Annotated in this window: 6 protein-coding genes; all 6 read right to left on the reverse strand. The window is 29.9% G+C overall.

Annotated features, from left to right (window positions below):
* The coding region (locus CD172_RS12235) for a DUF443 family protein (RefSeq protein WP_169925251.1) at positions 1-492 on the reverse strand (492 nt) is incomplete at its 3' end.
* Positions 493-563: 71 nt separating this feature from the next.
* Positions 564-1,211 (reverse strand): DUF443 family protein, encoded by a 648-nt coding sequence (locus CD172_RS12240; protein ID WP_103346497.1) that lies wholly within the window; start codon positions 1,209-1,211, stop codon positions 564-566.
* A gap of 136 nt (positions 1,212-1,347) precedes the next feature.
* Entirely contained in the window at positions 1,348-2,013 is a 666-nt protein-coding gene (locus tag CD172_RS12245) for a DUF443 family protein (RefSeq protein WP_103346498.1), read from the reverse strand.
* Between the two features lie 686 nt (positions 2,014-2,699).
* Positions 2,700-2,897, reverse strand: coding sequence for a hypothetical protein (locus tag CD172_RS12250; protein WP_103346499.1), 198 nt, complete (start codon positions 2,895-2,897; stop codon positions 2,700-2,702).
* Positions 2,898-3,315: 418 nt separating this feature from the next.
* Positions 3,316-4,329, reverse strand: a complete 1,014-nt coding sequence (locus CD172_RS12255) for a CAP domain-containing protein (RefSeq protein WP_169925252.1) — start codon at positions 4,327-4,329, stop codon at positions 3,316-3,318.
* A gap of 14 nt (positions 4,330-4,343) precedes the next feature.
* The coding region (locus tag CD172_RS13045; protein ID WP_240598424.1) for a GMP reductase at positions 4,344-4,865 on the reverse strand (522 nt) is incomplete at its 5' end.

Raw genomic sequence — 4,865 nt, forward strand, 5'->3', positions numbered from 1 at the left:
TATTGATAAAAATAAAATACTATAGACATAAAAAATAATGAAATAGATAAGGTGTTTGAGCTTTGGAATGATTGTTAATTTACATGTTGTAGGGAGGTTTGATTTAAATATTTCAGTTTTCTTTCTGAAAAAAAGTTGCAAGATTACTGTTAATGTTAAAGCAACTAATACCATAGAAATACCTACAAACACACTAATGGGAGCATAGACATATTTTAGTAATGGCCTTAGTAGCACTGAAAACAATACGATGCAACCCATGATCATACTAGTGTTACTTTTTTTATGTACGCCTTTATTTAATAACTTTTCGTATGCTTCAGAATCAATTTTATAACAAGATTTTGGAAACCAATTAATCATTGGAAAAACGTAAGAGAGTATGTTTTTTTGTAAATCTATCAAATAAAATTCATTATTAACATGTAATAATTTATATCTTACATTATGCTTAACATCATCAATTCGTCCCGTCAATTTACACTTTGTCATACTTTAATCCCATCCTGTCTTACTCATTAACAAATCACTTGTATTAACATTTTTCTGTACACTCATCTATTTTAATCTTTCACATAAAGTACTGCTATGACCTTACCGATATTACAAGGAACTGAATTCAAAAGACCGATGATAAACAGAAATGATACAAAAACTATAAATATAATCATATTAAATTGGTTCGTGGTGAGTATATCTACTATAAAAGAATATATAAATGCACATATAAATAAAGAGACTAATACAAAGGTAAATTTAAACTTAAAAGAGGGCCTGAGTCTTAAATAGAGCTGACTCCTCTTAAAATTATAGTTTTCAAGCTTTAATTTAAAATGAAGATACGCATAAAATAAAATGACGGCCAAAAACACTACACTCACTATACCTATAGCCATTTTAAAATTAAATGAATGGGTTGAAATATGTATTAATGGACGGATTAACGATGATAATAATACTGAAATCCCTCCCATCATCAAGACATCATTTTTATTATGTTTTCTATGCTTAGTAATTACTTTTAAACCTTTATATTCATCTTCATTTAATTTACAAACTTTCAATGGAAACCAATTTAAAAACGGTAAAATGGATGAAAGCACATGTTGTTGGAAATCTATGAGATATGTATCTTGATCTGTTTTATAGATTTTATATCTATAATTTTTATGAACGTGTTCTATCGTACCATTTACTTTTTGTTTCCTCATAAAACAACCCACTTTAATGATTTATTCTGTTATTAAAACCCTTTATATCCACTAATCAATTTTAAAATGCTACTGATGATCTTATTTGTTAAAATCACACATGTTCTACCGAAAATTTATATGTTATTCTTCAACTTTACTCATCAAATAAATCAGAACCTCTCGCATAAAGTATTGCTTTGACCTTACTAATCGAGCATGCTGCTGAATTAGCTAAGCTTATACAAAAAGAAAGTACGATAAACATCATTGCAAGAACTAAGTTAAATAAATTTTCATAAACTATTAATATTAAAAGCATTATAAAAAGAAGCCAGAAAAATAAATACCCTAAAATATAAATCGCCTTAAACTTCCATAATGGGATTACTCTTATTTTAAAATGAGTCATTTCAAAATTCATATCTTGAATTTCTAATCTTTTTCGAAAATAGTAGTGAACAATTATGAGAAAAAGCATAATTACAGACACGAATAAAATCGATGTAAAAAAACTGATAGGATATCCAGGTTCATTACTGAGTGGTCTTAAAAGTGTTGAGAGTAAAACACTTATTCCTCCTATTGAATATATAAAATTTTTATTTACCTTATTATGATGAATACTTGTTTTCAAACTATAATAGTCATCATCAGTTAATTTAACCGCTTTTAACGGTAACCAATTTAAGAATGGAAAAAGGTACGACCATATGTTTTGGTGTAGATCAATTAGAAATATGCCTTGGTCTGAATTAAAGATTTTATATCTAAAATTTTTATGTACGTGTTCTATCGTGCCATTCACTTTTTGCTTATTCATTTGTTACTCCAATCTATTTCCATTCTAGCTACCTCTTTTTTGACAAACCAATCATTTTATAAAAAGTTAACTGTAATCAAAACGTTATTTGAGCAAGGTGTTTATTTATAACACCTTTATGTAGTTATATCATTTATCCTTATATATGGTGTATGAACACCCTAACTTGAACACCGAAACGCCATAATCATTCACAAGATCAAATCAATTATCAAAGCCTTTGAAAACACACTTCCTAAGTTAAAGATGATATACAGTAGCCAAATGCATTATACACACTTTATATATCAGCTTACGGTTCTTCTTATGTGATAAATGCGTTGATAGGTAGCTCATCTTTAAAAGAAAATTTAGGATTAGGTAAATAAGTACATTTATTAAAACTGATTAAGGGACACTCTACATTAATAAATATTATGTTGTCGTCTCTTCAATAATTTCATTAATAATCAAATCATCATATATTATACTTACATTGTCAATACGTTAATTCCATTTTATTTTGTGTTAGTTTTAAATTCGCTGTAAATGTTTCACTTTTATTTAGATCATTTGTGTATCGTTGTATTAGTGACATACAAAAACCCACGATTCAAACTGAACTCTTTGAATCATGGGTTCTTAAATCATCGCAGCATATGAAAATCGTCAATGGTATTTATAATACCATTCTATAGTTACCACATTTATGACGCTTTAGATTTACTTCTCACATAGAAAAAAATAACTGAAATTGCTGTTATTACAAATGTAGAGATACTACTATTTATCACTTTAGCAAGGAAACTATTGCGATTAAATAGTGTATTAGCTATGATGCCTAGCATCGCAACAATAATACCATCTAATAAAATTGCAACTTCACGCAACATTAAATTACCCATGTTAAATCCTCCTTTATCAAACCATTAGATTATTGAAAGTTACACCAATCTGACTTATAAACATTATTTTTATTTATAAACACATAATAACTTTTTAAAAATGATTCATAATTTAAATATTATATCATCATAATGTCGGCTATTAAATATATCCGTCTAAAGTAGTATATGGTTGAGATAATAATTCATATCCAACTACGCAATAAGTCAAAATGACTTCGTAATTAAAAAACACCCTTAAAGCTATACTTTAAGGGTGCAATAAGATTATTTCTTATTTAATATTTCTTTAACACGTTCTAGAATATCCTTAGTTTGTTGTTCAATATTGGGCATATCTTGAACTTTCATATTATAAGTATTCATACTATCAACCTCATTTGATTGATTTTTTCCCAATATTAAACTGTGTTAAACATTATCCAGTATAATTTTCAGTCCAATAAGGTTGTTTGTTTTTATTGAAGTCAACACCTACACCAAGTGTAGATACATTAGGATGTAAGATGTTTTTTCGATGACCAGCAGAATTCATCAACCCTTGGTGCGCAAAAATTGCGCTTTGTTGACCATAAGCGAGATTTTCTGCTGCTGTTCTATACTGATGTCCATCTTTTTTCATACGATCAAAAGGTGATTCACCTTTTAAATTCGTATGGTCAAAGTACTGATTCACTGCCATATCATGACTATGTTTACGTGCAGTGTCAGCTAACGCTTCAGAGTAATTTAATGTTTTTAAATTGTTTTGAACACGTGTTGCATTGACTAAATAATAGTCTAGTTTTTCATAACTTTGAGCTAAACCTTTTGAAGGGGCACCATACTGACCATTTAATCTGTTTTCCATCTCTTTACTTACTTGTAAAAGCGCAGTTAACTGATTACTACGATGTTTATCATAAAATGCTGTTGTATAGATACCATCTTTTTCAAACACATCATATTCATCATTATTTTGACGATATAGTGTATTCCCTTTTTTGATTCCTTCTAAAGGTTTACCTAATTTTTCACGTACCACATTTTGTGGTGTGTTGTATTTAATACCTGATTTAGAAGTAATGATATTTTGATTCGTAAATAAACCATGAACTTTACCATTAATATAACTTACTAAGATAAAGTCATTAAACTTGTTATGATATACATGCCATTTTGTACCATATTCATTATCAAGTACAGCTGATGCTTTACCGAATTTCGCCTCTACATCTTTTTGTGACATGTTAATCTGAATGTTGCGTATCGCAAACGCTTGTTGATCTGGGGTCTTTAATGCTGTATGTGATTTATTACTGTCAACAAGTTGATCTACTTTGGTAGTAACAGGTTGCGACAATTTTTGTGTCGCATCTGTAGGTTGAACCGGAATCGTTAATACAATGCCAAAACCTAGTATGAGAAACGATATGAATGATTTAATAGAAATCCACTCCTGTTTTTTTAGTCTCTATCACCGTTGAAAATCGAATTTCTTACAATCACATAATCTACTTTTCGTAGTGCACCGATATCTTTACCACCCGCATAAGAAATAGAACTTTGTAAGTCCTCTTGCATCTCAGTAAGGGTATCTTTGAGTGAACCTTTATGTTCTACAAACATCTTTTTGCCTTCCACATTTTTACGTTCACCTTTTTGATATTCTGATGCACTTCCAAAATATTCTTTATACTTTTTACCATCAACTTCTACTGTTTCACCTGGAGACTCATCATGAGCTGCAAATAAAGAGCCAATCATAACCATCGAAGCACCAAAACGAACAGATTTAGCGATATCACCGTGCGTACGAATACCTCCATCGGCAATAATAGGTTTGCGTGCTGCTTTACTACAATGATTCACTGCAGCAAGTTGCCATCCACCTGTACCAAAACCTGTTTTAATTTTCGTAATACATACACGCCCTGGGCCTATACCCACTTTGGTTGCATCTGCACCAGCATTTTCAAGTTCACGCAC

It is taken from the genome of Staphylococcus agnetis (genome assembly GCF_002901865.1).
In the GTDB taxonomy this organism is placed as follows: domain Bacteria; phylum Bacillota; class Bacilli; order Staphylococcales; family Staphylococcaceae; genus Staphylococcus; species Staphylococcus agnetis.